Origin of the sequence: Afifella marina DSM 2698 (genome assembly GCF_900102695.1) — a bacterium.
GTDB classification, from domain to species: Bacteria; Pseudomonadota; Alphaproteobacteria; order Rhizobiales; family Afifellaceae; genus Afifella; species Afifella marina.
This window is the reverse complement of sequence record NZ_FMVW01000011.1, coordinates 45,319-71,832: the sequence shown is the minus strand read 5'-3', so window position 1 is coordinate 71,832 and position 26,514 is coordinate 45,319. Positions and strand designations below refer to the sequence as shown.

29 protein-coding genes are annotated in these 26,514 nt (G+C 62.8%); 13 read left to right on the top strand and 16 right to left on the bottom strand.

What is annotated here, in order from left to right; all coding sequences use genetic code 11:
• Nucleotides 1-159 precede the first annotated feature (159 nt).
• Both BLP76_RS17435 and BLP76_RS17430 read left to right on the top strand, forming a co-directional pair.
• On the top strand, nucleotides 160-483 hold the full coding sequence (locus BLP76_RS17435) for a DUF1476 domain-containing protein (protein WP_092816300.1): 324 nt from the start codon (nucleotides 160-162) through the stop codon (nucleotides 481-483).
• Entirely contained in the window at nucleotides 480-1,274 is a 795-nt protein-coding gene (locus BLP76_RS17430; RefSeq protein ID WP_274605731.1) for an HpcH/HpaI aldolase family protein, read from the top strand. Before BLP76_RS17435 ends, BLP76_RS17430 begins: the two co-directional genes overlap by 4 nt.
• Nucleotides 1,275-1,359: 85 nt before the next feature.
• Here the strand turns inward: BLP76_RS17430 and BLP76_RS17425 are convergent, their stop codons facing one another.
• The 4 genes from BLP76_RS17425 to purB form a co-directional block, all read right to left on the bottom strand.
• Nucleotides 1,360-2,964 (bottom strand): inorganic phosphate transporter, encoded by a 1,605-nt coding sequence (locus BLP76_RS17425; protein WP_092816296.1) that lies wholly within the window; start codon nucleotides 2,962-2,964, stop codon nucleotides 1,360-1,362.
• Nucleotides 2,965-3,112: 148 nt separating this feature from the next.
• Nucleotides 3,113-4,531 carry a glutamate decarboxylase gene (gene gad, locus BLP76_RS17420; RefSeq protein WP_092816294.1) on the bottom strand — a complete coding sequence of 473 codons (1,419 nt, stop codon included), beginning with the start codon at nucleotides 4,529-4,531 and terminating at the stop codon, nucleotides 3,113-3,115.
• A 101-nt stretch (nucleotides 4,532-4,632) separates the two neighbouring features.
• Nucleotides 4,633-5,181: an RBBP9/YdeN family alpha/beta hydrolase gene (locus tag BLP76_RS17415; protein ID WP_092816292.1), complete on the bottom strand. Its 549-nt coding sequence runs from the start codon at nucleotides 5,179-5,181 to the stop codon at nucleotides 4,633-4,635.
• 42 nt (nucleotides 5,182-5,223) lie between these two features.
• Entirely contained in the window at nucleotides 5,224-6,531 is a 1,308-nt protein-coding gene (gene purB / locus BLP76_RS17410; protein ID WP_092816290.1) for an adenylosuccinate lyase, read from the bottom strand.
• 228 nt (nucleotides 6,532-6,759) lie between these two features.
• Here purB and BLP76_RS17405 point away from each other — a divergent pair, with 228 nt between their 5' ends.
• A complete protein-coding gene (locus tag BLP76_RS17405; protein WP_092816288.1) occupies nucleotides 6,760-7,380 on the top strand; it encodes an HAD-IA family hydrolase in 621 nt (206 codons plus the stop codon).
• Between the two features lie 68 nt (nucleotides 7,381-7,448).
• On the opposite strand, the gene BLP76_RS17400 is transcribed toward BLP76_RS17405, so the two are convergent.
• The 10 genes from BLP76_RS17400 to pcaD form a co-directional block, all read right to left on the bottom strand.
• Nucleotides 7,449-7,934, bottom strand: coding sequence for an Lrp/AsnC family transcriptional regulator (locus tag BLP76_RS17400; RefSeq protein WP_280139967.1), 486 nt, complete (start codon nucleotides 7,932-7,934; stop codon nucleotides 7,449-7,451).
• 49 nt (nucleotides 7,935-7,983) lie between these two features.
• On the bottom strand, nucleotides 7,984-9,039 hold the full coding sequence (locus tag BLP76_RS17395) for a P1 family peptidase (protein WP_092816286.1): 1,056 nt from the start codon (nucleotides 9,037-9,039) through the stop codon (nucleotides 7,984-7,986).
• Nucleotides 9,040-9,123: 84 nt separating this feature from the next.
• Nucleotides 9,124-10,263: a branched-chain amino acid ABC transporter substrate-binding protein gene (locus BLP76_RS17390; protein WP_092816284.1), complete on the bottom strand. Its 1,140-nt coding sequence runs from the start codon at nucleotides 10,261-10,263 to the stop codon at nucleotides 9,124-9,126.
• A 145-nt stretch (nucleotides 10,264-10,408) separates the two neighbouring features.
• Nucleotides 10,409-10,774, bottom strand: coding sequence for a DUF6867 family protein (locus tag BLP76_RS17385; RefSeq protein ID WP_092816282.1), 366 nt, complete (start codon nucleotides 10,772-10,774; stop codon nucleotides 10,409-10,411).
• Nucleotides 10,771-11,514, bottom strand: a complete 744-nt coding sequence (locus BLP76_RS17380) for an ABC transporter ATP-binding protein (RefSeq protein WP_092816280.1) — start codon at nucleotides 11,512-11,514, stop codon at nucleotides 10,771-10,773. Before BLP76_RS17380 ends, BLP76_RS17385 begins: the two co-directional genes overlap by 4 nt.
• Nucleotides 11,511-12,542 (bottom strand): ABC transporter ATP-binding protein, encoded by a 1,032-nt coding sequence (locus tag BLP76_RS17375; protein WP_092816278.1) that lies wholly within the window; start codon nucleotides 12,540-12,542, stop codon nucleotides 11,511-11,513. Before BLP76_RS17375 ends, BLP76_RS17380 begins: the two co-directional genes overlap by 4 nt.
• Nucleotides 12,542-13,993 carry a high-affinity branched-chain amino acid ABC transporter permease LivM gene (livM, locus tag BLP76_RS17370; protein ID WP_092816276.1) on the bottom strand — a complete coding sequence of 484 codons (1,452 nt, stop codon included), beginning with the start codon at nucleotides 13,991-13,993 and terminating at the stop codon, nucleotides 12,542-12,544. The genes BLP76_RS17375 and livM overlap by 1 nt, the downstream gene beginning before the upstream one ends.
• A 1-nt stretch (nucleotide 13,994) precedes the next feature.
• Nucleotides 13,995-14,921, bottom strand: a complete 927-nt coding sequence (locus BLP76_RS17365; protein ID WP_092816274.1) for an ABC transporter permease subunit — start codon at nucleotides 14,919-14,921, stop codon at nucleotides 13,995-13,997.
• Nucleotides 14,922-15,090: 169 nt separating this feature from the next.
• Entirely contained in the window at nucleotides 15,091-16,347 is a 1,257-nt protein-coding gene (locus BLP76_RS17360; RefSeq protein ID WP_111328853.1) for an outer membrane protein, read from the bottom strand.
• A 238-nt stretch (nucleotides 16,348-16,585) separates the two neighbouring features.
• On the bottom strand, nucleotides 16,586-17,371 hold the full coding sequence (pcaD, locus tag BLP76_RS17355) for a 3-oxoadipate enol-lactonase (protein WP_092816270.1): 786 nt from the start codon (nucleotides 17,369-17,371) through the stop codon (nucleotides 16,586-16,588).
• A gap of 236 nt (nucleotides 17,372-17,607) precedes the next feature.
• Between pcaD and BLP76_RS17350 the strand changes: the two genes are divergently transcribed.
• The 9 genes from BLP76_RS17350 to BLP76_RS17310 all read left to right on the top strand — a co-directional run bounded on the left by BLP76_RS17350 (nucleotide 17,608) and on the right by BLP76_RS17310 (nucleotide 24,053).
• Nucleotides 17,608-18,528: an AAA family ATPase gene (locus BLP76_RS17350; protein WP_092816268.1), complete on the top strand. Its 921-nt coding sequence runs from the start codon at nucleotides 17,608-17,610 to the stop codon at nucleotides 18,526-18,528.
• A gap of 15 nt (nucleotides 18,529-18,543) precedes the next feature.
• Nucleotides 18,544-19,740 carry a vWA domain-containing protein gene (locus BLP76_RS17345; RefSeq protein ID WP_092816266.1) on the top strand — a complete coding sequence of 399 codons (1,197 nt, stop codon included), beginning with the start codon at nucleotides 18,544-18,546 and terminating at the stop codon, nucleotides 19,738-19,740.
• A gap of 11 nt (nucleotides 19,741-19,751) precedes the next feature.
• Entirely contained in the window at nucleotides 19,752-20,078 is a 327-nt protein-coding gene (locus BLP76_RS17340; protein ID WP_420867637.1) for an XdhC family protein, read from the top strand.
• Nucleotides 20,078-20,773 (top strand): XdhC family protein, encoded by a 696-nt coding sequence (locus tag BLP76_RS17335; RefSeq protein ID WP_092816264.1) that lies wholly within the window; start codon nucleotides 20,078-20,080, stop codon nucleotides 20,771-20,773. Before BLP76_RS17340 ends, BLP76_RS17335 begins: the two co-directional genes overlap by 1 nt.
• Nucleotides 20,770-22,392, top strand: a complete 1,623-nt coding sequence (locus BLP76_RS17330; protein WP_092816262.1) for an NTP transferase domain-containing protein — start codon at nucleotides 20,770-20,772, stop codon at nucleotides 22,390-22,392. Before BLP76_RS17335 ends, BLP76_RS17330 begins: the two co-directional genes overlap by 4 nt.
• Before the next feature lie 70 nt (nucleotides 22,393-22,462).
• Complete coding sequence (locus BLP76_RS17325; RefSeq protein WP_244514655.1) at nucleotides 22,463-22,786, top strand: c-type cytochrome; 324 nt, start codon at nucleotides 22,463-22,465, stop codon at nucleotides 22,784-22,786.
• A gap of 102 nt (nucleotides 22,787-22,888) precedes the next feature.
• Nucleotides 22,889-23,170, top strand: coding sequence for an usg protein (locus BLP76_RS17320; RefSeq protein ID WP_092816258.1), 282 nt, complete (start codon nucleotides 22,889-22,891; stop codon nucleotides 23,168-23,170).
• 89 nt (nucleotides 23,171-23,259) lie between these two features.
• Nucleotides 23,260-23,652, top strand: a complete 393-nt coding sequence (gene cueR, locus BLP76_RS17315) for a Cu(I)-responsive transcriptional regulator (RefSeq protein WP_092816256.1) — start codon at nucleotides 23,260-23,262, stop codon at nucleotides 23,650-23,652.
• The gene (locus BLP76_RS17310) at nucleotides 23,649-24,053 is read left to right on the top strand and encodes a c-type cytochrome (protein ID WP_092816254.1); all 405 of its coding nucleotides are present in this window, start codon (nucleotides 23,649-23,651) and stop codon (nucleotides 24,051-24,053) included. Before cueR ends, BLP76_RS17310 begins: the two co-directional genes overlap by 4 nt.
• Before the next feature lie 18 nt (nucleotides 24,054-24,071).
• Here BLP76_RS17310 and radC read toward each other — a convergent pair whose 3' ends face one another.
• Together radC and map are read right to left on the bottom strand one after the other, a co-directional pair.
• Entirely contained in the window at nucleotides 24,072-24,776 is a 705-nt protein-coding gene (gene radC, locus BLP76_RS17305; RefSeq protein WP_244514654.1) for a RadC family protein, read from the bottom strand.
• A 7-nt stretch (nucleotides 24,777-24,783) separates the two neighbouring features.
• Nucleotides 24,784-25,587 (bottom strand): type I methionyl aminopeptidase, encoded by an 804-nt coding sequence (map, locus tag BLP76_RS17300; protein WP_092816250.1) that lies wholly within the window; start codon nucleotides 25,585-25,587, stop codon nucleotides 24,784-24,786.
• Between the two features lie 153 nt (nucleotides 25,588-25,740).
• On the opposite strand from map, the gene BLP76_RS17295 reads away from it, so the two are divergent.
• Complete coding sequence (locus BLP76_RS17295) at nucleotides 25,741-26,502, top strand: competence/damage-inducible protein A (RefSeq protein WP_244514653.1); 762 nt, start codon at nucleotides 25,741-25,743, stop codon at nucleotides 26,500-26,502.
• The last annotated feature ends 12 nt before the right edge of the window (nucleotides 26,503-26,514 follow it).

Below are 26,514 nucleotides of genomic sequence, written 5' to 3'. Positions count from 1 at the left end.
CGAGTGTCGGCTCCGAAGCGGCGATCCGCCATTTGCTGTCGGAACCTAGCCGAAAGCTCGAAGAAGCACAATGTCGTGTTGGAGGCGGCGGTTGGCGGCATTGCGGAGCGCATCCTCTCCCGCTAACAGAGCCGTAGTCGTGGGAGGGAGTGAGCGGCTATGACAACATTCGACGATCGCGAAAATGCCTATGAGAACAAGTTCGCGTATGACGAAGAGCTGAAGTTCAAGTCGATCGCGCGGCGTAACCGTCTTCTGGGCCTCTGGGCTGCCGAAAAGCTCGGAAAAAGTGGCGAAGATAAGGAGACTTACGCTCGCGAGGTGGTGAGGGCAGATTTCGCCGAACCTGGTGAAGAAGATGTCTTCCGCAAGGTGAAAGCCGATTTGGAGGTGGGCGGTGTGGCCTGCTCCGATGAAGAGCTGCGTCAGCTGATGCGCCGTTTTCTGGTGGAAGCGGCTGAGCAGATCGAGGCAACACGCTGAGCGAGGACGATAACGCCAGGGGGCAGCCAACGCTCGCGGGACGACTGCGGGCGGGCGAGAAACTCGTTTCCGCCTGGTCTGGCCTTCCTGATCCGCTCGTGGCCGAGATGCTCGCAAGGCTCGGCTTCGATGCGGTCACGCTCGATATGCAGCACGGGTTTCACTCGACCGAGAGCGTGCTGCGAGGAATCGCCGGGGTGGCTCTCGCCGGCAAGCCTGCGATCGTCCGCATCCCGGTCGGCCGCTTCGACATGGCGAGCCGCGCGCTCGATATGGGGGCTGCGGCGGTGATCGCGCCGATGATCAACGATGTCGATGATGCGCGTGCCTTTGCGGCGGCGACCAAGTTTCCTCCGCTCGGCGAACGCTCCTGGGGGCCACATCGCGCCATGCAGCTTTCGAGGCATGGGGACGTGTCGACGTTCATGCGGACAGCGGATCGCGAGACGCTCTCTTTCGCCATGATCGAAACCCGCAAGGCCTTCGACCGCCTCAACGACATTCTGGACGTTGACGGGATCGACGGCGTTTTCGTCGGACCGGCGGATTTCTCGATCGCCTGGAGCGAAGGGGCGAAGGTCGATCCCCGCCTCGAAGAGATGATGCCGGCAATCGAGGCGATCGCATCGGCCGCGAAGAAGAGCGGCAAGCTCGCCGCCCTCTATGCCGCCGATCCCGGTCTTGTCGGGCGCTACCGCCAGATGGGGTATGGGCTTGTGGCGACCGGGTCCGACACGGAAAGCCTGGTTTTGGGGGCCACGAGCCTTTTGGAGCGTGCGAAGGCGGAATAAAGCCGCCCGCCCTCGCCACTCCGGCTCTCGCCACTAGACACTCTCACGCACTTTTGGGCCGGCTCCGCCTCGCGGTCGCGCCTGCCTAAAGAACCTGACGCAGGATGACGAAGCCGATCGCCGAGAGGATTGCAGCCGCCGGCAGGGTCACGACCCAGGCAAAGGCGATCGGCCGCATGAGTTTCCAGTTCGTCTGACGGTTGACGAGGCCGATCCCCAAGACCGAGCCGATCAGAATATGCGTGCTCGACACCGGCAGGCCGAAGATCGAGGCGAGCAGGACGACTGCGGACGCGGACAGCTCGGCTGAAAAGCCGGAGGCCGGATGCATCGTCGTCAGATTGTGCCCGACCGTTTGGATGACATGTTTGCCGATGAACCAGAGGCCAGCCACAAGGGCGACGCCGAACGTGATCATGGCAACCGTCGGCACTGGCACATTCTGCTCGATCGAGCCGCTGCGCAAAACGTCAAGGATCGCGGCGAAGGGACCAATGGCGTTGGCGATGTCGTTGGAACCGTGGCTGAAGGCGAAGCCGGCGGCGGTGAAGACCTGCATCCAACTGAACAAAAGAAAGGTCGCGCGCCCGAGCGGCTGACTTTTCAGGAGTTTGGCGACGACGAAGACGGCCATCCACACGGCGATCCCGGCCATTGCGATGATCAGGAGATCTTCGACGAGGCTGAGGCCGAGATGCAGGTTCTCCAGCCCTTTCAGGAGAAGCACGGCAGCGATCACCATGGCGCCGAACGATGCGATCGGCGGGACGAGGTTTTCGAGCGCGCGGTGGGGCCGGAGCTGTTCGCGCCGCTCCTCAATGCGCTGCAGCTCGCGGTAATAATCGGTCTCGAGGTTCTCCGGCCCCAGATCCTTGTCGGCGGCCACATTCATGTCGCGCGTCAGGGCGTGGGTGTAGGAGAGCTGCTGGATCTCCGACAGGCGTTCGAAGGCTTCCTTGTGCTTCTTGTTGTGGTCGATTTTCGCCTGGCGGATCTGATCGAGCTTGGCGGTCATCGTGTCGTTGAAGGACAGGATGCGTTTCTTGATCTGCCAGAAGAGCAGATAGGCCACTGCGCCGCCGAGAAGCGGTGAGAGCACCCAGGAGATCACGATCTGGCCGACCTTCGTCCATTGGACGAGAGAGAAGGCGGCCTCGGGCCCGCTCATCAGGATGCCGAGCGTGATCGAACTGCCGACGATCGCGCCCACGATCGAATGTGTCGTCGAAACGGGAAATCCGCGCGTGGTGGCGAAGAGCAGCCAGAGTGCGGCGGCGATCAGCGCCGACATCATGATGAAGACGAAATCCGACGGTGCGACGTCGAGATTGCCAAGTTCGACAATGCCGTCGCGGATGGTGTCGGTGACGGCGCCGCCGGCAATGACCGCACCGCTGACTTCAAAGATCGCGGCGACGGCAAGCGCCTGGCGGATGGTCAAAGTTCCGGCGCCGACGCTGGTGCCGAACGAATTGGCGACGTCATTGCCGCCAATATTGAAGGCCATGAAAACGCCGAAGAGTGTGGCTGCCACGAGAACGGTGCTGCGATGGCCGTCCGTATAGCCGGTCGCCCAGAAGAGAAAATACCCGGTTACGCCGACGAGAAGGACGAGGAAGACGGTGCTGAGCCAGGAAAGCTCGTCGCGCAATCGCGTCTGCGGCTCGCCTGTCTGGGTCTCTGTCGCCATCCGATCGCTCTGCCTTTCCGGCGACCGTTTGGAAGGAGAAATCCTCAATATTCGTCACAACTTGTCGCCGGATTTCAGAATTAATCGGGCGGTGATTACAGGCGTGTGACGCCTGAATTGATGTGGTGTGTGAAAATAATTTCGCGGCTTAAGAAATCGCGCGGCCGCTGTGATCGAAACCACCGGCCTCGGCTGCGGTCATCGGGGCGCCAACCGGATGCTTCTGGAAGAATGCCAGCGCGTCTTTGATATCGCGGAGGAGGAGTTTGCCGAGATCGGCGCTGAAGCCATGCCGGACGAGAATGCGCTGCACAGCGAGGTCTTCGCGCTCGGGCGGCATGGAATAGGCCGGCACCTGCCAGCCGCGCGTGCGCAGGCGATCGGCGAGATCGAAGAGCGTGAAGCCTGGATTGATGTCCTTCTTCATCGACCAGGAGACGGCCGGGATGCCGTCGGTGCCGCCCTTGTGGATCATGTCGAAGAGGCCGAAGCCCGCAATGGCCTCGGCGAGGGCTGCGGCATTGGCGTAACATGCCTCTTGCACGCGACGGTATCCTTCACGTCCGAGACGCAGGAAATTGTAATACTGGCAGATGACCTCACCGCCGGGCCTGGAGAAGTTGAGGGCGAAGGTGGGCATATCGCCGCCGAGATAGTTGACCCGGAAGACGAGATCTTCCGGCAGGTCTTCTGCCGTGCGCCACAGAGCCCAGCCGACGCCGAGCGGGGAGAGCCCGAATTTATGGCCGGAGGCGTTGATCGATTTCACGCGTGCAAGGCGGAAGTCCCAGGCGAGGCCCGGCACCATGAAGGGGGCGAGGAAGCCGCCGCTTGCCGCATCGACGTGCACGGGGATATCGAGCCCGTTTTCGTCTTCCAACGCGTCGAGTGCCGCACAGACGCCGACGACATCCTCATACTGGCCTGTGAAGGTGACGCCGAGGGTCGGAACGACGCCGATCGTGTTCTCGTCGCAGCGCTTGATCACCTCGTCGGGGGAGAGGATGAGGCGGTCGCCCTGCATCGGGATCTCGCGCAGCTCAACATCCCAGTAGCGGGCGAATTTGTGCCAGCAGACCTGCACCGGTCCGGTGACGAGGTTGGGTCGGTCCGTCGACTGACCGGCCTGCCGGCGCCTTTCACGCCAGCGCCATTTCATCGCCATGCCGGCGAGCATCGCCGCCTCGCTCGAACCTGTGGTCGAGCAGCCGACGGCGGCGCCGTCCGGGGCGTTCCAGAGATCGGCCAGCATGCGGACGCAGCGGCCTTCGATTTCGGCCGTCTGCGGATATTCGTCCTTGTCGATGATGTTCTTGTCGGCCGTTTCAGCCATCAGCCGGGCGACTTCAGGCTCCATCCAGGTGGTGCAGAAGGTTGCAAGATTCTGGCGTGAATTGCCGTCGAGCATGAGCTCGTCATGGATCGCCGCGTAGATGTGGCGGGGATCGTGTTCGCCTTCGGGCAGCCGCATCTGCGGGAGCTCGCGGATTGAATCCGCCGAGGCGTAGATGTCGTCGATCTCTGGCAAGGAGACCTTGCGCCGAGGCTTCTGGTGATGAAGGGGCATGTCGGCCTCCCTTGATGGCGCAGCTTCGTTCGTCTGCAGAGCTTCGCCGTTTCAGGTTGCCAGAGAATGACCGGGCGCGGTTTTTGCGACTGGCCAGCTCGTCAGAGCTGTCCCATCATGCGGGCGAAGATCATCAGGCCTTCCGGCCAGGGCCCGTGACCGGACTCTGAGTTCATGTGGCCGGACACGCCACCATCGATGAAAAGAGCACCCCAGGCAGCGGCCCAATCCTCCGACGTCTCAAAGGCGCAATAAGGATCATTGCGGCTTGCCACGACCAGGGTGGGGAAGGGCATCGGCTCTCTCGGAACCGGGAGAAACGTGCGCCCCTCCGGCAGCTCGTCGCCGCAGAGATCGAAGTCGGGCGGGGTCACGAGGAAGGCCGCACGCACCGCCGTGCCAGCGAGATGTGCGGCCGCATGAACGATGGTGAGCGCGCCGGCGGAATGGCCGACGAGCACGACCGGTCGCTTGGCGAGCTTCACCGCGGCGATCAGATTGGCCGTCCAATCGGACCGGTCGGGTCGCGACCAGTCCTGCTCGATCATCTCCGCCGTCCCGATCTGTCTTGCCCAACGCGCATACCAATTGTCGGGCTTCGGACCGTAGAGGCCGGGATGGATCAAAATATCGGCTTCGCGGGCTTTCATACGCTCGGTACTTGGTGAGGCTGTGGGAGGGCGATGCGCAGTTCAGCTTGCGCCGAAGACGCGCGCGAAGATCGTGTCGACATGCTTGGTGTGGTAGCCAAGATCGAACATCGCCTCGAGCTCCGAAACCGGAATCTTTTGAGTCACCTCCGGGTCGGCCTTCAACTCCGACAAGAAGTCGGCGCCGCGCTCCCATGTCTTCATGGCGTGCTTCTGGACGAGGCGGTAGGAATCCTCTCGCGACATGCCGGCCTGGGTGAGGGCAAGCATCACCCGCTGCGAATTGTGCAGGCCGGCGAGCTTGTCGAGATTCTGCTGCATGCGCTCGGGATAGACGACGAGCTTCTCGATGGTCCCAGCGAGGCGGGCGAGAGCGAAATCGAGCGTGATCGTGGCGTCGGGTCCGATCATGCGCTCGACCGAGGAATGGGAGATATCGCGCTCGTGCCAGAGCGCCACGTTTTCCATGGCCGGCAAAGCGTAGGAGCGCACCATGCGGGCGAGCCCCGTGAGATTTTCCGAGAGGACCGGATTGCGCTTGTGCGGCATCGCCGAAGAGCCCTTCTGGCCCGGCGAGAAATACTCCTCCGCCTCCAGCACCTCGGTGCGCTGCAGATGGCGGATTTCGGTGGCGAGCCTCTCCATCGAGGAGGCGATGACGGCAAGCGTGGCGAAGAAGGCTGCGTGGCGGTCGCGCGGGATCACCTGCGTGGAGACCGGCTCCGGCTTCAGCCCCATTTTCTCGGCGACGTATTCTTCCACCTTCGGGTCGATGTTGGCAAAAGTGCCGACGGCGCCGGAGATGGCGCAGGTTGCGATTTCCGCGCGTGCTGCGACGAGGCGCTCGCGGTTGCGGGCAAACTCCGCATAGGCCTGCGCGAGCTTCAGCCCAAAGGTCGTCGGCTCGGCATGAATGCCGTGCGAGCGGCCGATCGTCGGCGTGTCTTTGTGCTCGTAGGCGCGGGTCTTCAGCGCCTCGAGCAGACGGTCGAGATCCGCGAGCAGGAGATCCGCCGCACGCGCGAGCTGCACTGAGAGACAGGTGTCGAGGACGTCGGACGACGTCATCCCCTGATGGACGAAACGCGCTTCCGGCCCGACGATCTCCGAAAGATGCGTGAGGAAGGCGATGACGTCGTGCTTCACCTCGCGCTCGATTTCGTCGATGCGTTCCACATCGAAGGTGGCGGCGCCGCCCTTTTCCCAGACTTTTTCCGCGGCCTCCTTGGGCACGCGTCCCATCTCGGCCATGGCGGAGAGGGCATGTGCCTCGATCTCGAACCAGATGCGGAATTTCGTCTCGGGCGACCATATCGCCACCATTTCGGGGCGTGCATAGCGCGGAATCATAGGAAAGCTCCTCCAGTTGCCCTTCCGTTTAATGGCGCTAGGGAGCGGGGGCAACGGGAGGGTGATGACTTGGTGGCGCTCGCGACCTTGCAACAGCGATGAAGGCGGGCGGATGACCTGCGACGATGCGCCTGCACGGGAAATGAAAGCTGCGATTCTTGCGGGAGCGGCATGAGATGGTAGACGCGAAAGTGTGGCAGCGGAGCGGCTGCGTGAAGGAGAACAAGTGTGAAGCCGTGTCTCATGCTCGACGTCGATGGTGTTCTGGTCCACGGAAATACGAAGGGCGGTTCCTGGGTCGAGAACGTTGAACGCGATCTCGGTGTGACGTCTGATATCCTGGAGACCTGCTTTTTCGAGCCTCACTGGGCCGATGTCATCGTCGGCAAGAAACAGCTTCTTGACGTGCTGGAGAGGTGTCTGCCGCCCGTGGCGCCGTGGCTAGCACCGCAAGACTTCGTCGATTACTGGTTTGCGCATGACAGTCTGCTGGACGAGGCGCTCTTGTCGGAGGCGGACAATCTGCGTCGTCACGGCATGAGCGTGTTTCTTGCGACAAACCAGGAGCATATGCGGGCGCGCTACCTGATGGAGCGCCTTCGCCTTGGCGAACATGTGGATGGGATCGTCTATTCGGCCGCTCTTGGTGTCAGAAAGCCCGACCGTGCCTTTTTCGACGGCGCTCTGAAGCAGAGCGGATCGGTCGCTCGCAACACCGTTCTCGTCGATGATATGCGCGCAAATGTCGAAGCGGCGCGTGAAGCCGGCTGGATGGCAATCGAGTGGTCGCCTGGCAAGAGCCTCGTCCGCCTCCTCGGGGAAGAATGCGGCTGTGGGGCGGAGGTCTGAACGCCTCGGTTGTCGGCTTCTCAGAAGAAACGCGGCTCTCATTGCCGAGCCGCACCTCCCGACGAGAATCACGCCTCCCTGATCGGCAGGGACGGGGTGTCTTTCACCGTGGCGACGACGATGCGCGACTGGACATCCGTGACGAGTTCGTTGTCGAGGAGCTTGGAGCGCAGGAACCAGTCATAGGTGTGGATGTCGTTGGTGACGATCTTGAGGAGATAGTCGACCGCGCCCGTCACTCGCTCGCAGACGAGCACTTCCGGCCAGGAATTCACCAGCTTGTCGAATTTCTCCATATTCTGCCGGCTCGGCACGCCGAGCTTGACGAAGGCGTAAGCGACGAAATCGAGCCCGACCGCGTTGCGTTCGACCAGCGCCACCACGGCGCGGATGATGCCTTCCTCTTTCAGTCGCTTGATGCGCCGCCAGGCCGGCGTCTGGCTCATCCCCGCTTCGCGCGCGATATCTGCCACCGACAGGGACGCGTCGCGCTGCATGATCCGCAGAATGCGGATCTCGCCTGGGTCAAGTTCAATCTCCTGGGGCCTCTGCACGTTACTTTCTCCTCCCGCCGCGGAAGCTAATTTTCAGGTCTCCGGCCGCTCAAGCCGTATCGCCAAAACGCCCTTTCCAGGTCGGGAGACGATCGCTTTGCGTATCTGTCGCCCAATAGACGGCGCGAGCAACGGCCCGTGCCAGAACCGCCGGGGCAGCTGCGCAGAGCTCCAGCATCATGGAAAGGGGCTCCATGTTCGGACCTGTTTCAGCTTTGCCTGTGGACAATGCGAAGACCGTGTCGCCGTCGAAGGGTGTGTGAGCCGGATAGATCGACAGAGCAAACCCGTCATGTGCGACGATAGCAAGGCGCTTCCCCTCAGCCTTCGTCAACGGCTGATCGGTCGCAATGACGGCAATCGTCGTATTGGCGCCGGGTGCCGGATCGAATTTCGTGATGCGCGCGGCCGTCTCCGGACTGGCCGTGGCGGGAAGACCGAGACCGCCGAATTCGTGGTCGACCTCGAAAGGGGCTGCACGGAAATGAGGGCCGTCGCCGAAAGTCACGGCACCCACGGCATTGACCGCGACGAAGGCGGCGATGGTGGCTCCCGAGGGGAGTCGCTCGCCGGCATGGCCAAATCCACCTTTGAGGTTGGCGGTCGTCGCACCCGTGCCGGCTCCGAGAGTCCCCACCTCCACCGCTCCCCCTGGCGTCGTTTCCAGGGCGGAGGCGCAGGCGCGATAGGCCAATTCGGGGTAGGGATTGGCGGCGGCGGCTCGTCCGTTTGCGGGAAGAAAGCTCTTGTTCCCGCCGTTGACGAGATCGAACAAAATGGCCGTCGGAACGATCGGCACGCGAAGCCCCGCCACCTCGAAGCCGCGACCGTTTTCCGCGAGAAAGGACATGGCGCCGTCGGCCGCCGCAAGCCCGAAGGCGGAGCCGCCCGACAGGACGATCGCGTCGACTTTTGCGACGCTCGCTTCCGGCTCTGCAAGGCCGAGCTCGCGCGTTCCAGGCGCGCCGCCGCCGATATGCGCGCTTATCACCGCGGGTTCATCCGGCAGGAGGACGGTGACGCCCGATTTCAGAGTTTCATCTGAAGCGTGGCCAACGCGCAGACCTGCGGGCATTCCAGAAAAGGGTACCGGATAACGATTCATGCCGGATCAAAACGCAGCGGCAGGCAAAAGAAAAGCCCCGGCGGAGTTGCCGCCGGGGCCGATCGAAAAAGCGGGTTAACGCGCTTACGATTTCTTCTCTTCGGTGGCTTTTTCGTCGCCAGCGTTGAGATAATCGTAGCTGCCGTCGTGCCATTCGTAGAAGACGTAGCCGGGCAGCGACACGTCGCCCTTGTCGTCGAAGGAGAGTTCACCCAGCACCGTGTCGAAGGTGCCGTTGTTCAAAGCTTCGTTGACTTCGTCGTAATCGGGCGCGCCGGCTGTTTCCGTGGCCTGAGCCCAGGCCTGAATCGCGGCGTAAGTGTAGAGGACGTAGCCTTCGGTCGGCTTGCCGGCATCTTCCAGCTTCTTCACGATCGGGGCGGCCGTTTCGCTCTTCCGCGGGTCCGGCGAGAAGGTCATCATCGTGCCTTCGCCGGCATCGCCGGTGATGGCCCAGTATTCGTCGGTGACGAGAGCGTCGCCCGAGATCAGCTGCACATCCATGCCCTGATCCTTCATCTGGCGTGCCATCAGGCCGGCTTCGGTGTGATAGCCGCCGACATAGAGGACGCCGATGCCTTCCTGCTTCAGCTTGGAAACGAGGGCGGTGTAGTCCTTTTCACCGGCCGTGTAGGCTTCGTACATGTCGGCCTTCTTGCCGGCCGCTTCCATCGCCGCCTTGGTCTCGTCGGCGAGGCCCTTGCCGTAGGCCGTCTTGTCGTGGATGACGGCGACCTTCTTGTCCGGGTAGTGCTCGGCGATGAATTCGCCGGCGACCTTGCCCTGCTGGTCGTCACGGCCGCAGACACGGTAGGTGCCGCCGTCCGGGTTCGGGCGCTCGTCGGTGAACGTCGGATTGGTCGAAGCCGGCGAGATCTGGACGATGCCTTCTTCCGCGTAGACTGCGGACGCCGGGATCGACGAGCCCGAGCAGAAATGGCCCGCGACGAAGACGACGCCCTTGCCGGCCATCTGGTTGGCGACAGCCACAGCCTGCTTCGGGTCGCAGGCGTCGTCGCCGATTTCAAGAACGAGTTTCTCGCCGAGGACGCCGCCCTTCTCGTTGATATCTTCCACCGCCTGCTGGGCGCCAGCCTTCATCTGCTCGCCGAAAGAGGCGTACTGGCCGGTCATCGGCCCGACCGTGGCGATCGTGATGTCGGCCCATGCCGCACCCGTCATTGCGAAGCTCAAAGCGACGCCTGCCAACAATGCTTTTTTCAATGGATTCTCCCTCTTTCTTAGATGGCACCATGATCTAAAAGACCCGCGGTGCGCGTGCGGGTGATTGAGGCGAGCCTCAATTGTCTCGATCTAAGCCCATTTTCCTTCCCGATGGTACGGCTTTTGCCGGCATCCGGCTCCAGGCCTAGACCTTGCGTCTCCAGCCAAAAGGCCCTGAACGGTCGTAAAGGAAACTATACTGCTCGCTCATCTGGTGCGAGCGATTCATCTGCCGGGCCGCGGCTGCAATCAGCATCAATGCGATGAAGTCGACGACATAATAGTGAAGAGCCGTCGCAAAGCCTGCGGGCGGCAAGAGAAACGTGCCGCCGAACAGGCTGTAATGGATGAAGCGTACTGCCAGAGACAGAAGCGCAATGTAGATGGCGAGACGCTGCCAGGAGCCCCAGGTGAGCGCGACGGCGCGCCCCGTCATCCAGGCCGCAAGCCCGCCGAGCACGAGCGTGACGAGCGCAAATTCCGTAAGCGAAACTTCCCAGATCAGGTTCATTCGGCCGCCTCTTTTCTGCCGCCCTCGAGATAGGCCGCACGAACTTCAGGCCGTGCCAGAAGCTCTGCCCCCGTGCCCGACATCGTGATCTGTCCGTTGACCATGACATAGCCGCGATGGGCGAGGCGGAGCGCGTGAAACGCGTTCTGCTCGACGAGGAACACGGTCAGGCCCTCTTCTCGGTTCAGATCTTTGATGACTTCGAAGATCTGTTTGACCACCATCGGCGCGAGGCCGAGGGAGGGTTCGTCGAGAAGCAGCAGGCGAGGCCGGCTCATCAAGGCGCGGCCGATCGCGAGCATCTGCTGTTCGCCACCGGACAGCGTTCCCCCGCGCTGATGCTGACGCTCTTTTAGGCGCGGGAAAAGATCGAACACCCGCTGAAGATCGGCATCGAAGCTCGCACCGTCGGTGACGAGAGCGCCCATCTGCAGATTTTCCATCACCGTCATGCGCGGGAAGATGCGACGACCTTCCGGAGATTGTGCGATGGAGCGCTGCATGATGTCATGCGTCGGCAGGTGGGTGATGTCCTCGCCATCATAGACGATGCGCCCCTTGCGAGCCTGCGGGTTGCCGCAGATCGTCATCATCAAGGTGGACTTGCCGGCGCCGTTGGCACCGATCAGCGTGACGATCTCGCCTTCGAAAACCGCGATATCGACGCCGCGTAAGGCGATGATGTTGCCGTAATAGGTCTCGACGCCTTCAACGGCGAGAAGCGGATTTTGGGCCGTCATGGCTTCGTCTCCTGCTCGCCTGCGGGCTCGCCGCCAGACATCGTCTGGCCGGCCGCCGAAGCGGCTGCCGCGGCGGCTGCCGCGGCGGCTGCCGCTTCGGCTTCAGCCTCTGCGACCTCCTCGTCCTCGACGCCGAGATAGGCGGCGATCACCGAGGGATCGTTCCTGACGTAATCGGCCGAGCCGTCGGAAATCTTCTCGCCGTAATCGAGCACGACGACATGGTCGGAGATCTCCATCACCACGCCCATATCGTGTTCGATGAGGAGAACCGACGTGCCGGCTTCCGAGCGAATGAACTGAAGAAGTTCGTTGAGCTCACTCGATTCACGCGGGTTCAGTCCCGCGGCCGGTTCGTCGAGGCAGAGAAGCTGCGGGTCGGTGCACATCGCACGGGCGATCTCGAGCCGGCGCTGGTCGCCATAGGGCAGGGCGGCCGCAGGCTCGTCGGCCCGCTCCTTGAGACGAATGTGCTCCAGCCAATAGACGGCCTTGTCGATCGACTTCTGCCTTGCCTTGCGGAACCCCGGCAGGTTGAAGATCCCGCCGATGGTGAATCCCGACGCGGCCATCAGCGCGTTGTGCTGGGCGACGAGAAGATTTTCCAGAACCGTCATGCCCCCGAAGAGGCGGATGTTCTGGAAGGTGCGGGCGACCTTTGCATCCCGTGAGATGCAGAAATCGGGCATCCGCTCCAGCAGGAAGATCGCTCCCTCGGCGGTGCTCATCGATTGCTCGCCGCTCTCCGTCAGCTTGCGGACCTCCGCGTCGGAGATGGCGCTGCCGTGGCGCATGATGATGCGCCCTTCGGTCGGCTTGTAAAAGCCGGTGACGCAGTTGAAGACCGTGGTCTTGCCGGCACCGTTCGGTCCGATGAGGGCGGTGATATCTCCCCGACCGACATTGAAGGAGAGATCGTCGACGGCCACCAGGCCGCCGAAACGCATGGTCAGGTTTTCGACCGTGAGGACCGGGCTTTCGTCCCAGCGTCCCGGCTCGCTGACATTGTCTTTGATGCTTGCAGACATCAGTGGCCCTCACCTTGAGCGACCATATCGGCGCTGATCGTCTGACGTTCCTTCAAAATGGCGGATGGCTCGCGCGTGGCGATGAGGCCGCGGGGACGCCAGACCATGATGATCACCATCAGAAGACCGAAGATCAGCATGCGGTATTCTGCGAAGTCACGGAAGAGCTCGAAGCCGCCGATCATGACGATGGAGGCGATGACGACGCCCATCTGCGAACCGAGGCCGCCCAGCACGACGATCGCGAGGATCAGTGCCGATTCCATGAAGGTGAAGCTTTCCGGCGAGATGAAGCCCTGACGCGTGGCGAAGAAGGCGCCGGCGAAGCCACCGAACATGGCGCCGATGGCGAAGGCCGTCAGCTTCGTATTGGTGGTGTTGATGCCGAGCGAGCGGCAGGCGATCTCATCTTCGCGCAACGCTTCCCAGGCACGCCCCAGCGGGAGTTTGCGAAGCCTGAGCGTCACCAGGTTGGTGATCATGGCAAGCGCCAGAATGATGTAGAAGAAGTAGGCCTGCTTGTAGGCGGAATCGTAGCCGATCCCGAGAAGGCCGGGCAGGTTGTCGTCGCCGCGGGCGAATTCCAGGCCGAAGAATGTCGGATCGGGAATGCCGGAAATGCCATTCGGCCCGCCGGTGAAGGTGTACCAGTTCAACAGCACGACGCGGATGATCTCACCGAAAGCGAGTGTGACGATGGCGAGATAATCGCCTCTGAGCCGCAGCACCGGGAAGCCGAGAATGAGGCCCCAGCAGGCCGCCAGGATGCCCGCGATCGGCAGGGCGAACCAGAAGCCGACCTCAAAGAACTGGGCGAAGAGAGCGAAGGAATAGGCGCCCACCGCGTAGAAGGCGACGTAACCGAGATCGAGGAGGCCGGCGAGGCCCACCACGATGTTCAGCCCCCAGCCGAGCATGATGTAGGTGAGAACGAGCACGCCCAGATCGATGAATTGCTTATCCTTCATCGGGAAGAGCGCGAGGATGATGACCGGGTAGAGGACCGCCGCCACCAGCGCCACGACGCCGACCGACTTCGAATGGCGGGCGAAATGCTCAGATAAGGGCGTGCCTTCGCCGGAGCCGAAGGCACGCAGAAGAAGCGGCCTCGTTCCGGCCTTGGTGGCCGGCCGCCATAGCAGGATGCGAAACAGGAGGCGACCGACGAAGACGACGACGATGGCGGTGCCAAAGGCTTGCCAGCGGGTGGTCAGGTCCAGTCCACCGATCGCGATGTCGGTGCGGAAGCCGATGAAAAAGAGGAAGAGAGCTGCTGCGATCGCGGCGGCGATGGCGGCATCCTTCAGGGCAGCGGCGATTGCGGAAAGACGCTGCGGTTCTTCGACGAAGGGGGGCTCACCGGCATAGCCGGCGACGCGCTGTTCCCACTCCACCAAGGCGCCTGGCGCCTGCTGTTCGTCGGCGCTGCCTGCCTGGTTTATGTTGGACATGTCAGACTTTCTCGACTTCCGGTTTGCCGAGGAGCCCGGAGGGCAGGAAGATGAGCGTGATCGCCAGGATCGAGAACGCCGCCACGTCTTTGTACTCGACTGAGAAGTACCCCGACCAGAAGGTCTCGATGAGACCGATGGCGAGGCCTCCGAGCATGGCGCCGGGCAGAGAGCCGATGCCGCCCAGAACGGCCGCTGTGAAGGCTTTCACGCCGGCGATGAAGCCGATGTAGAAGTCGATCACGCCGTAGTAGAGCAGGAACATGACGCCCGCGACGGCCGCAAGGGCGGCGCCCATGACGAAGGTCAAAGAGATCGTCCGGTCAACGTTGACGCCGAGCAGCGACGCCATCTTGGCATCCTGCTCGCAGGCCCGCTGAGCGCGTCCGAGCGAGGTCTTGGAGATCAGCATCGAGAAGCCTGCCATCAGAACGACGGTCGTGACGATGATGATGATCTGCATGTAGGAGAGCTGCACCACGATGCTGCCGGTCTCCGCATCGCCTTGCATCAGGGTGATGCCGCCGGTGATCTGCGGCGGCAGCGGCTTGACGCGCGCGCCCTGCGTCAGCTGCACGAAGTTCTGCAGCGTGATCGACATGCCGATGGCCGTGATGAGCGGCGCCAGGCGGAAGGAGCCGCGAAGCGGCCGGTAGGCCATGCGCTCGACCGTCCATCCCCATACCGAGGTGAAGATCATCGAGATGATGAGGACTGCAAGCAGGATGAGCGGCAGAGCCGTCACTCCGATTGCTAGCATAATCAAGAAAACGGTGAGAGCGATAAATGCGCTCACCATAAAAATATCGCCATGGGCGAAATTGATCATGCCGATGATGCCGTAGACCATCGTATAGCCGATGGCGATAAGGCCGTAGATCGAACCGAGCGTGACGCCGTTGATCAGCTGCTGAACGAAATATTCCATCGTTCTTTAATTGTACCCCTCTTATGGCCATTATTTTATTATCGGCACACGATCGAGTGCGGAACACTCGAACGCCAAAGAGGTCAATCGTTTAGCAAGCCGTCACACTGTGCACAATATGTGGCTGTGGACGGTGTGACGGTTTCGACGAAAGTCTGAAATATTCAGATTATGGAAGACGAACGGCGATACCGGCGCGAACCGTGTCTACAGAGGGTTCGAAGCTCGCCGCTCCTGCGAGGATGTCGCCGGTCACGTCTTCGAATTCGTCGTGGAGATACTCGAGCCGCCCAAACACGTGATCGGTAATCGCAACATCGACGCCCGCGCCGATCGTCCAGCCTTTCGCCGGCTCGACATTGAGCGAAGAGGTGCCGTCCTGCTGGAAGTGGACCTGCGTGATGGCGAAGCCGCCGGCGATGTAGGGCAGGTACCGGTCCCAGGCATAGCCGATACGGCCGCGCACATGCGCATCCCACATCGGCTCCTTGTCGAGGGTCACGCCAGCAATCGTTGCGCTGGATTCGCCCTGGCGCAGGCTGAGATCGGCATCGAAGCCAGTGACGACATTGCCGAACTGGTAGTTTGCTCCGAGGAACATGCCGGTGCCGAGGCTTGTGTCGCTCGCGTCGTCGCTGCCGAGGCCGGCAATCTCCGCGTCGTCCTGGAGCATCGCGGCGCTGATCATCGCGCCGCCGTAAAAGCCCGACCAGGTGTTGCCTGCGCTCGTCAGGAAGCTTTCGGGATAGTCCTTAAAGCCGTTGCCGAGAGCGAAGATGATGGCGCCACGAAACTGCTGGGCCTCCGGCTCGAACTCCGTCGAGCCGCCGCTGAAGACGTAATCCTCGGCGCCGAATTTCGTGTAGAGGTATTCGGCGCGCAGGCGGATCGGGTAAAAGACCGCGACTTCGAGACCGGCGCCGACCGACCAGCCGAGATGGCGGGTCACGTCGCCCTGGGTCATCGGCGCGAGCGAATGGCCATGGATCTCGGCCACGCGGCCGCCGGCCATGACGTACGGCATGAAGCGGCCCCACGTATAGCCGAGGCGTCCATAGACGCCGGCATCCCAGATGTAATCGCTGCCAATGGAGACGGACGCATTTTCCGTCTTGGTCTCGTGGATGGTGATGTCACCTTCCAGGCCGAGGACGACATTGCCGAAGAGCCAGTTGTAGCCGCGCAGTCCGCCGCCGGAAAAACCGCCATGGTCGCTCATGGAGAAGTCGGTGCCGGCGGGGGTCCGACCGTCGATATTGTCCGACGACCAACCGAAATGCATGCCGGTGTAGAAACCCTCCCATTGCGACACGGACACTGGAGATGTGACCGGAACATAGGGTGCGGGCGCTTCTGGAAGATCGGCGGCGAGAGCGGGGCCTGCAAGGACGACCATGCCGAAAACGGCTGTTCCAAGACCACGCATCCAAATCACCTCGAGCTTCCGCGAACTTCGCAATCGAGGGCAGCTATCTTCCCCGCAGGATCAGGCGTCAATTGAACGAGCCTGCCGAGGTGCAGTTCACGAAACGGTGTTGCCGATCGGCCATAGAGCCCGGGAAGGCGGTCGGTGAATATTCCGGGCTGGTCCTTTGTGCAGTACGGGGCCTGCGGTTTTCGCAAGCCCCGAGGTCGCGAGCCCCGGCATTCGTGGAGGCCTTCGATCAGTTTCCGCGCAGATACGAGAAGACAGCGCGGTTAAATTCCGCCGGCGCTTCGACGGCCGACAAATGCGCTGCATGCACGATCTCCTTGCGAGCACCTGCGATGTTGTCGGCAATAAGTTCGCCGTCCTGAGGAGGTGTCGACGGGTCGCTGTCGCCGATGAGGATGAGAACGTCCGCCTTGATCGCGGACAGGGTGGGACGCAGATCCATGTCGCGGATCGCGGCGCAGCAGGCGGCATAGCCATCAGGTTCGGTCGCCCGGATCTGCTCTGCGATGCGCTCCACTTCCTCCGGATTGTCGCGGCGAAAGGTGGCTGTGAACCAGCGTTCGGTGACGCCGTCGACCAGGGCTTCCATTCCGTTGTCAGTGACGGCCTTGATGCGCTCGTTCCAGAGGTCGGCCGGCGGCATGTGGGCGGAGGTGTTGCACAAAGCGAGTTTGCCGAATCGCGCCGGGTGATCGCGCGCCAGGACGATGCCGGTCATGCCGCCCATGGAGAGGCCGCAGAAATCGGTCTTGTCGATCTTCAACGAGTCCAAGAGCTCGACCACATCCTGGCCGAGGCGCTCCATCGAGAAGGCTTCTGCCGGCACGGGTGAGCGGCCGTGGCCACGCTGGTCGTAGCGGATGACCCGAAAATCGCCTTCCGCCTCGTCGACCTGGGCGTCCCACATGGCGAGATTGGTGCCGAGCGAATTGGAAAAGACGAGGGGCGGCGCCGAGCGGTTGCCGGCTTCCTCATACCAGATGCGGGCTCCATCGCTTAACTCCCAAAACGGCATTCGGATTCTCCTTTGCGCGATTGTCGTGGAACAAGAGGGGTTTGGCGGGCAGGTCTGAGAGTTTGATTCCGCTTTCAGCCGCCGGTGAAACGATTCCTCTCGTCGCTCGGGCCGGTCGCAGACTTAGGCTTCGCCTGCGGCAGAGGAAAGGCGCGGAGGGCGTTTTCATCAGGCGGATGGTCTGGGGAGCGGCTTGATCTATACTGATAGCTAGAGCCCAAGCTAAAGGGAGCCCCATGTCCGTCCGACCATTGCCGCAATCGATCGACGAGACGCTCCAGCTTTTGAACGGTGCCGGATATGTCGCTGACCGTTCCCTCGCGACCGTCCTCTTCCTGTCTCTCAAGATGGGCCGTCCGCTTTTCCTGGAGGGCGAGGCTGGCGTCGGCAAAACCGAAATCGCCAAGGTCTTGTCGCAGACGCTCGATCGCCGCCTGATCCGGCTGCAATGCTATGAAGGCCTCGACGTCGCGAGCGCCGTCTACGAGTGGAATTACACCGCGCAGATGATCGAGATCAGGCTAGCCGAGGCCGCCGGCGACAGCGACCGCCGCATGCTTGCGGAGGATGTGTTCTCCGAGCGGTTTCTCATCAAGCGCCCGGTCCTGCAGGCGTTGGAGCCGGATCTGAACGGGCCGCCGATTTTTCTCATCGACGAACTCGACCGTGCCGACGAGGCATTCGAAGCCTTTCTCCTGGAAGTTCTGTCCGACAATCAGGTCACGATCCCAGAGATCGGGACGATCCGCGCGCCCGAACCGCCGGTCGTCGTCGTTACCACCAACCGCACACGTGAGATCCACGACGCTTTGAAGCGGCGCTGCCTCTATCATTGGGTGGATTATCCGGACGCCGAGCGGGAACTGCGTATCGTCAACGAGCGCGTGCCGGGCGTTCGCGAGCGGCTTGCCCGCGAGGTCGTCGGCTTCGTTCAGCGGCTGCGCCGGGAAGATCTGTTCAAGAAGCCGGGCGTTGCGGAGACGCTCGATTGGGCGAGTGCGCTCACCGAGCTCGATATGGTGGCGCTCGATCCGGAGGCGATTTCCGACACGCTCGGCGTGCTTCTCAAATACCAGGACGATATCGGCCGGATCGAGGGAAGCCGTTCTAAGCAGCTTCTGGACGAGGCGCGGGCCGAGCTGGCGGCTGCCGAATGAGGGACGGGTAGCGCCGTGGCGGAGACAGGCGGCAAAATCGCCGACAACATCGTCTATTTTGCCCGGGCGCTGCGACGCGCGGGCCTGCCGGTCGGCCCCGCCGCGGTCGTCGATGCGATCCGTGCGGTCGAGGTGGCGGGCATTTCTTCGCGCGACGACTTTTATTGGACCCTGCATGCGGTTTTCGTGAACAAGCGTGCCGATCGCCTGGTCTTCCATGAAGCGTTCGAGCTGTTCTGGCGCGAGCGCGGGCTCGTGGAGAAGATGCTCGAGCTCTTGTCGCCGGTGGCCCCGCCACGGCCCGCGGAGACCGAAAAGCCGAAGCCTGGGCAGCAGCGCGTCGAGGAGGCGATGCAGGCGCTGAAAGAGCGCCGCGAGGAAGAGGTCTTTCCCGAAATCGAGATCGATGCACGCATGACGGTGAGCGAGAAGGAGATTTTGCGCCGCAAGGATTTCGCGCAGATGAGCGCCGAGGAGATCGCCTCCGCGATGCGTGCGCTCGCCTCTCTGCAGTTTCCCCACGATCAGATCGTGACCCGGCGGCTTGTTGCTGCGACACGGGGCAAGGTCGATCCGCGCCGCACGGTCCGTGCCACCATGCGTTCGGCCGGCGATCTGATCCTGCCGCAGGCGCGCAAGCGCAAAGTGCAGGAGCCCCCGCTCGTGGCGCTTGCCGACATTTCCGGCTCGATGAGCGAATATTCCCGCGTGATGCTGCATTTCCTGCATGCGCTGTCGGCGCGCCGAAAGGTCTATTCGTTCCTCTTCGGCACGCGGCTCAGCAACGTGACGCGGCAGCTGCGCTACAAGGATCCGGACGAGGCGCTTGCGGGCTGTTCCGAGGCGGTTGTCGACTGGTCGGGCGGCACTCGCATCGCCGATGCGCTGCATGTCTTCAACCGCGACTGGTCGCGGCGGGTGCTCGGGCAGGGCGCGACCGTGCTTCTCATCACCGATGGGTTGGAGCGCGAGGAGGGGGCGGATCTCGCGGCAGAGGCTGCGAGGCTCGGCCGCTCCTGCCGTCGCCTGATCTGGCTCAATCCGCTCCTGCGTTTTGAGCATTTCGAAGCCAAGGCTCGTGGCATTCGCGCGATCCTGCCCCATGTCGATGACTTTCGGCCGGTGCATTCGTTGGAAGCAATCGAGGATCTGGTGAAGGCCTTGTCGACACCGGCCAAGAGGCCGCGCCCGGCATTGAGACGGGCCGCCTGAGGGAGAGGACCATGGCAGAGATGTTGGAACGCGACGCGCTGGCCACCGCTGAAGCCTGGCGCGAGGCAGGGCGGAAGGTGGCGCTCGCAACCGTCGTCGAGACCTGGGGGTCGGCGCCGCGGCCTGTCGGCAGCCACCTCGTCATCGACGAAGAGGGCAATTTCGAAGGCTCAGTCTCGGGAGGCTGTGTCGAAGGCGCCGTCGTCGGCGAAGCGCTGGAGCTTCTCGAGACCGGGGCCACGAAAATGCTCGAGTTCGGTGTCGCCGACGAGACGGCCTGGCGGGTCGGCCTTTCCTGCGGGGGCCGGATCCGGGTCTTCGTCGAACCGGTGGCATGATGGAGCTGTCGCTTCTCAAGGCGCTCAACGAAGAGCGCGCCGCCCGCCGCGCCGCCATCCTCATCACCGATACGGCAAGCGGCGAGGCACGTCTCGTCAAAGAGAGCGAGGCTGCGGGAGATCCGCTCGCCGAGGAGATTTCACGGCGCCTTCGCTCCGGCCGCTCCGGGATGCTGGAGGATGGGCACACCTTTCTGACGGTCGCGGTGCCGCCGCCGCGGCTCGTCGTGATCGGTGCGGTGCATATCAGTCAGGCGCTGGCGCCGATGGCGAAACTTGCCGGTCTCGACGTCACGATCATTGATCCGCGCACGGCCTTTGCGACGCAAGAGCGGTTTCCGGATGTTTCGCTCATTGCCGAATGGCCTGAAGAGGCGCTCAAAAATATCCCGTTTGACGCCTATACGGCGGTCGCGGCGCTCACCCATGATCCGAAGATCGACGATTTCCCGCTCCGGGAGGCGCTTGCCGCCGGCTGCTTCTATGTCGGGGCTCTCGGCAGCCGGAAGACGCATGGCAAGCGCGTGGAGCGGCTTCTGGAGGCAGGCGTCGGTGCGTCCGATGTCGAGCGCATTCATGCTCCGATCGGTCTCGACATCGCCGCGGCTTCGCCTGCTGAAATCGCCGTCGCCGTTCTGGCGGAAGTGATCGCGACGCTCCGCAAGGGCCCGTCGGCGGCGCGAGAGGCCGCTTGAAGTTCGGTTCGATCGCGATCGTGGAGGCCGAAGGTGCGATCCTGGCCCATAAGATCCGGGTAGGCGACCTCTCGCTGAAGAAGGGCGCGCGGCTGAGTGCAGAGGACGTTGCACGGCTTGAAGCTGCCGGAGTGTCGGACATCGTTGCCGCGCGGCTGGATGCCGGCGATATCCATGAAGATCAGGCCGCCGAACGCATCGCCCGCGCGATTTCCGGCGGCCATCTCCGCATCGAGGCGCCGTTCACAGGGCGCTGCAACCTTCACGCCGAAGTATCTGGAGTCTTTAGAGTCGGCAAAGACCTGATCAACGCGCTCAACCGGATCGATCCAGGGCTGACGGTGGCGACGCTCGCGCCGTTCGAAGCGGTGGAAGCGGGCCGTATGGTCGCGACGGTGAAGATCATCCCGTTTGCACTTTCCGAGGAGGTTCTCGCAACGGCCGAGAGGCTTCTTGAGAGCCATGAGCCGCCCCTGTCGGTGGCGGCGTTCCGCCCTTGCCGGGTCAGTCTCGTGGCGACATGCCTGCCATCGACGCAGGCGAAGATGCTCGACAAGACGCGACGGGTGCTCGAAGCCCGGCTCGAGAAAGCCGGTGCCAGCTTCACCGACGAGACGCGCGTCGCGCATGCGACCCAGGCGTTGGCGGAGGCATTGAGGGAGCCGGCATCGGAAGGTGCGGATATCATCGTCGTTTTCGGGGCGTCCGCGATCACCGATCAGAACGACATTATCCCGGCCGCGCTCCGCATGGCCGGCGGTCGCGTTCTGCATTTCGGAATGCCGGTTGATCCCGGCAATCTTCTCCTCATGGGCGAGCTCGGCGGCCGCCCGGTGATCGGGGCTCCCGGCTGCGCCCGCAGCCCGAAGGAGAACGGATTCGACTTCGTGCTGAATCGTTTCCTGGCCGGACTTGAGGTCAAGCCTGAAGACATCATGGGTATGGGGGTCGGGGGTCTGTTGTCTGAGATCGTGTCGCGGCCGCAGCCTCGCCAGCCGTCCGAGGGTCAAGGCGGTGTCGCCGCCATCGTGCTGGCGGCCGGCCGTTCGCGGCGTATGGGCGGGCCGAACAAGCTTCTTGCCCGATTCGATGGGGTGCCGCTCGTGCGTCGCACGGTGGAGACGGTCGCAGCCTCCGGTGTCTCGGAGGTCGTGGTGGTGACCGGCCATATGCGTGAGGCGGTTGAAGAGGCGCTTCAAGGAAGCGGAGCGCGCCCCGTCCACAATCCGGATTTTGCCGAAGGCCTTGCGAGCTCTCTGCGGGTGGGGTTGCGCGCCTTACCCGAAGACGTGTCGGGCGCGCTCATCGTGCTTGCCGATATGCCGGGCCTGACCCGTGAGGCGCTTGGCCAGATGCTCGCCGCCTTCGAGCCCGAAGCGGGCCGCAGCATCGTGCTTGCGACCGCCTCGGGAAAACGCGGCAATCCGGTTCTGTGGGCGCGCCGCTATTTTGGCGAGCTCCTGCAAGTGAGTGGTGATACCGGCGGCCGGCATGTGATCGGGCTTTATCCCGACGACGTCTTTGAGGTCGAGATCGGCGCGGCTGCGCGGCTCGACGTCGACACGCCCGAGGCGCTTCAGGCCGCCGGCGGCGTGATCGATCCGGCGCGCGGGGGTTGATCCTGGTCATGGCGCGGGTCGGAGCTGCGGCTATCCTGTGCTCATGAGGGGATCGATCGCATTTGCGGGCATGCTTTTGCTGGCAACCGCGCAGGGCGCTGCGGGCCAGAACATCGCCCGCGGCGAAGCGTTGGCGGAGGAATATTGCGCCCGCTGTCACGCCGTCGGATTGACGGGCACGAGCTCGATGCCGCCCGCACCAGCCTTTCGCGACCTGTCCGAGCGCTATCCGATCGACACCTTATGGGAAGCGCTCGCGGAGGGCATCGTGACCGGCCATCCGGCCATGCCGGAGTTCCGCTGGCCGCCCGCCGATATCGACGACATCCTCGGCTATATCGCCTCGATCCAGGCGCCCGAGGATGAGACGAAGTCTGGCAGCACTCTTAAGTGAAGGCTGCTAAGTCATTGTTCAAGCGTATGATTTCGACCAAGGGCTAGTAGACTTTTAATCTCTGAGACGCAATCATTGCACCTCCTGACCCAGGAGGAGAGCATGCAGCAGAACAGCGAGGAGAGTGATCTCGGCCGCCAGCTCGCCGGTTATGGCCTGACGACCGCCAGTGTTTTCTACTACATGCCGGAGCGTCCGAAGCTCATTCAAAGCTTCGTCTGGCAATTCTACGACTTAGCGCCTGACCATCCGCGATTGGAACGCTTCCTCGATTATTGGCGACGCGAGATCGATGCGGCCATCCATTCCGTGGAAATTGCGCATGAGCGTCTGATCAAGCCGTCGGAATGGCGTCTCGCGGCCTTCGAAGGGCGGCTCAATTAAAAGCCCGACGAGGAATCGGGCGCTCGGCCTTCCCTTGACTTTCCAGTAGCTGGAACCCTTATCCAGCGGGAAATCGTGGGAGTTGGCGCATGAATATCGGCGATGCGGCGCAGGCCTCCGGCCTGCCCCCAAAAACCATCCGCTATTACGAGGATATCGGTCTCGTACAGCCGGACAGGCGCGGCAACAATTACCGCGACTATTCCGATACCCACGTCCACAATCTGCAATTCTTGGCGCGAGCACGCTCGCTGGGGTTTTCCATCGAGGAATGCCGTCAGCTCCTGTCTCTTTACGGAGATCGCTGCCGGGCGAGTGGCGATGTGAAGGCGATCGCGATCCGCCATATCAGTGAGATCGAGCGCAAGATTGCCGAACTTCAGGCGATGCACGACACACTGTCGAGCCTCGTCGAGGCCTGCCATGGCGACCATCGTCCGGATTGCCCGATCCTCAAGGATCTGGCCGGGGACAGGACGTGACGTCGAAGGCGATCTCTTTCGTCGTCCTGGCGTTTGCGATCGCCGCTTTCCTCGTCATCCGGGCGTTCGTGCCGGGCAACCGCGATGTCCAGGTCGCGGAGGTCAAAGTGCCGGAGCTTTCGTCCGACGCTCAGACGGGCAGGGCGCTCTTTGAAGAGAACTGCGTCGCCTGTCATGGCGAGAGTGCCGCCGGGACGGAAGCCGGCCCGCCGCTCGTGCATGCGGTCTACGCGCCTGAACATCACAGCGATCAGGCGTTCCAGCTCGCGGTTGCTCGGGGCGTGAGCGCGCATCATTGGGGCTTCGGCGACATGGCGCCGGTGGAAGGCCTGTCTCAGGCCGAGGTGGGTAAGATCGCCGACTATGTGCGCGAATTGCAGCGTGCGAACGGGATTTTGTGAGCACGGCGCAAGCCGCCGCTACATCAGCCCCATGCCGCGAAAGCTCGCATGGCCGTCACGGCCGATGATGATGTGATCGTGCACAGTCACCCCCAAAGGCTTGCCGACGTCGATGAGCGTCTTCGTCATCTGAATGTCGGCCCGAGAGGGTGAGGGGTCGCCGGACGGATGATTGTGGACCAGAATGAGGGCGGTCGCCGAGAGTTCGAGAGCGCGGCGCATCACTTCGCGGGGATAGACCGGGGTGTGATCGACCGTGCCCCTCTGCTGCACCTCGTCGGCGATGAGTGCGTTCTTCTTGTCGAGGAAGAGGATGCGGAACTGCTCGCGATCCTCAAACGCCATTGCCGTGCGGCAATAGTCGAGAAGCGTCGACCAGGAGCCCAGAACCTGACGGCTTCTGACTTCGTGACGACCAAGACGTTCGGCGAAGGCGCGCATCAATTTCAGCTGCAGGATGACGGCGTCGCCGACGCCGTCGATTTCCTTCAGGCGTGTCGGCGACGCGGCCAGAACTTCGCCGAGCGAACCGAAGGTGGCGAGCAGAGCCTTGGCGATCGGCTTCGTGTCGCGCCGGGGCAGGGCGCTAAAGAGAGCAAGCTCCAAAAGCTCGTAATCCGCCAGCGCGTCGGCTCCTGCCTCGCGAAAACGGCTGCGCAGACGGTCTCGGTGGCCGTGATAATGGATCCGGGCAGGGCCGGCCTCTTCGAAATCAAAGCCCACGGACGTCTCAGGGCCGGCCGTAGCCGGCCGGCGACAGTGTGAAGATTTCCACCCCGTCCTCAGTTACCCCGACGGAATGCTCGTATTGTGCGGTGAGAGACCTGTCACGGGTGACAGCCGTCCAACCGTCGTTCAAGAGTTTGACGTGCGGGCGGCCGAGATTGATCATCGGCTCGATCGTGAAGATCATCCCAGGTTCGAGCGCTAGCCCCTCGCCGGGACGCCCGTAATGCAGGATGTTCGGCGGTTCGTGGAAGGCCAGCCCGACGCCGTGGCCGCAGAAATCGCGCACGACCGAACAGCGCTCGGCTTCCGCGTAGCTTTGGATGGCGTGACCGATATCGCCGAGCGTCGCCCCGGGTTTGACGGCGTCGATCCCGCGCATGAGACACTCATAGGTGACCTCCATCAGCCGTTCAGCCGCCCGCTTGATCTGGCCGACCGCATACATGCGGCTTGAATCGCCATGCCAACCATCAAGGATGAAGGTGACATCGATATTGGCGATGTCGCCCTCTTTCAGCGGCTTGTCGTTGGGAATGCCGTGGCAGACCACGTGATTGAGCGAGATGCACGAGGCCTTGCGGTAGCCGCGATAATTGAGCGTTGCCGGAAGCGCATCATGCTGAAGCGCGAAATCGTAAACGAAATCGTCGAGCTCTTGAGTGGTGACGCCCGGTTTGACGCGCTCGGTCAATTCATCGAGGCAAGTCGCGACGAGCTGACCGGCCCGGCGCATGCCGACAAAACCTTCCTCGCCGTAGGTATGGATGGAGGCCTTTTCGCGCTGGCCTGAAAGTGCGTTCTGCATAGGATGGAACCGTCCTTATTCGGCGACAAGCTAGCCGATTGAGGCGCCCCTTTTAAAGGGGCGATGGAGCATTTCGGCTTCCATATGGGGAAGGGGCCGGCGGCAAGCCAGATTGGACTTGCCGGCAGCTACGACAAAGGGCACTCAGTCTCAATGAGCGAGATCGAAGCGAATACCGCACATCCGACCGGGGCTGCACCCCGGGCAGCCATGCTGGTGATCGGCGACGAGATCCTGTCGGGCCGCACCAAGGACAAGAACATCGGCACGCTCGCCGATTTCTGCACCGACCTCGGTATCGACCTGGAGGAAGTGCGGATCGTCGGCGATCAGAAGCACGCGATCGTTGCGGCGCTGCAGGCGCTGTCGGCAGCGTACGACATCGTCTTCACCTCCGGCGGTATCGGGCCGACGCACGACGATATCACCGCCGATGCAGTTGCAAGCGCGTTCGATCGTCCGCTCATTCATCATCCCGAGGCGGTTCGGATCTTGCGGGAGCGGGCCGAGGCGCGCGGCTGGGAGCTCAACGAGGCGCGTCTTCGAATGGCGCGAACACCGGAAGGCGCCGACCTCATCGCCAATGCGGTCTCGGGCGCGCCCGGCTTCAAGATCGGCAACGTCTATGTGATGGCGGGCGTGCCGGCCGTGATGGAGGCGATGCTTGCGGCACTTGCGCCCACATTGCCGCATGCCGCGAAGATCATGTCTGTGACGATCGAGGCAGGACGCGGGGAAGGAGAGATCGCAGATTGGCTCTCCGATCTTCAGGACGAGCACCCTGAGGTGCGTTTCGGATCCTACCCCTACCAGGACGGGAGCCGCTTCACGACCCGCATCGTGATCCGCTCGCGCGATGCCGACGCGCTAAAAAAGGCGGCCGAGGCCGTGGAAAGCCGCCTGCAAAGCGGATAAGAGGCCGGAAAG